Raw genomic sequence first — 1,293 nt, 5'->3', positions numbered from 1 at the left:
CAGACCAACCTGCTGGCGCTGAATGCTGCGATCGAGGCGGCACGCGCCGGCACCCATGGACGAGGATTCGCTGTCGTGGCCGACGAAGTACGGTCGCTGGCATCGCGGACCCAGGATTCCACCCGGGAAATTCAGGAGATGATTGGAAACCTGCAGGCGGGCGCCGGCCAGGCGACCGAGGTTATGGAAAGCAGTCGGGAGCTTGCCCGCACCACGGTGGACAAGACCAGCGAGGCGGAAGCTGCTCTGGCCCGGATTCGTCATGAGGTGGGTGCCATCAACGACATGAATGCCCAGATCGCCAGTGCCTCGGAAGAGCAGAGTTCCGTTGCAGAAGAAGTTAACCGCAATATCAGCCGCATCCATGATGCCACGGTGGAGACCTCAGCCGGTTCCGAGCAGGTGGCCGGGGCAAGCCGTGATCTGGCCGTACTTGCCGGCCAGCTGCGTTCCAGGGTCAGTGTGTTCCGGTTTAAAGGCTGAGTCCGCAGATCAGCAGCGCCAGGGTTGCCAGCAGCACCCCGACGTTGATGCCGAGGAGTGTGTTGAATTGTTCGGGGCGGTTGAGCGCGCCTGGCAGCTTGACGCTTATCCAGATGGCTGCCGGCAGAGGCGCAAACGCGAGAGCGGTCCACAGCGGCAACCAGCCGATCCAGATTGCCGAGCCCAGAATCCCAAAGCTGCCCAGCAGCAAAAGCGCAACCAGGCGGGTGGCGGCTTTCTTTCCAAGAGTAATCACCAGATGTCGGCGCCCGACTTTCCGGTCCGCGTCGGCATCCGGTATCTGATTGATCAGCAGCAACTCACTGACGAGCAGCAGGCCGATGGTGGAAACGGTAAGGGCCGTTGCGTCCAGCCGGGCCCCAAGGGCAATCAGACTGCCCAGAATCATCACCGGTCCGAACCCCAGCCCCGGAGCCAGCAGGCAAATCAGCGGCGAACGGGTAATCCAGCGGGTATACGTGAGCACCAGCACCACGCCGGCCGCGCCGAGCACCAGCATTGGCAGGCCCCGGAGCCAGAGAAAATACAACCCGATTGCGACAACCAGTCCCAGTGTGCCAAAGGCGGCCAGCAGGACTTGCCGGGCGGCGGTGGGAACCTCCGGCAAGGCACCACTGCCGCCGGAGAATGGCGTGCGACGGGTAATCAGATCCAGCCCGGAGGCAAAGTCTTCGTACTCATTGAGCAGATTGACGGCGGCATGGGCCAGCAGGGCGCCAATCAGGACGAGCAGGGGATTGAGCAGGGCCGGAGGCTCGCCCTGGTGCCAGGCTACCGCCACGCCAAGGC

General features: G+C 63.4%; 2 protein-coding genes. One reads left to right on the top strand and one right to left on the bottom strand.

Going from position 1 to position 1,293, the window contains the following annotated elements:
• Nucleotides 1-483 (top strand): methyl-accepting chemotaxis protein (locus B2W52_RS18535; RefSeq protein ID WP_286803875.1); only part of this gene is annotated, 483 nt, incomplete at its 5' end.
• Here B2W52_RS18535 and B2W52_RS18530 read toward each other — a convergent pair.
• The coding region (locus tag B2W52_RS18530; protein ID WP_286803874.1) for a prenyltransferase at nt 473-1,293 on the bottom strand (821 nt) is incomplete at its 5' end. The genes B2W52_RS18535 and B2W52_RS18530 overlap by 11 nt on opposite strands.

It is taken from the genome of Marinobacter sp. UBA2498, assembly GCF_002341575.1.
Classification (GTDB): domain Bacteria; phylum Pseudomonadota; class Gammaproteobacteria; order Pseudomonadales; family Oleiphilaceae; genus Marinobacter; species Marinobacter manganoxydans.
The sequence above is the reverse complement of the archived record's forward strand: the minus strand, read 5'-3'. Positions and strand labels throughout refer to the sequence as shown.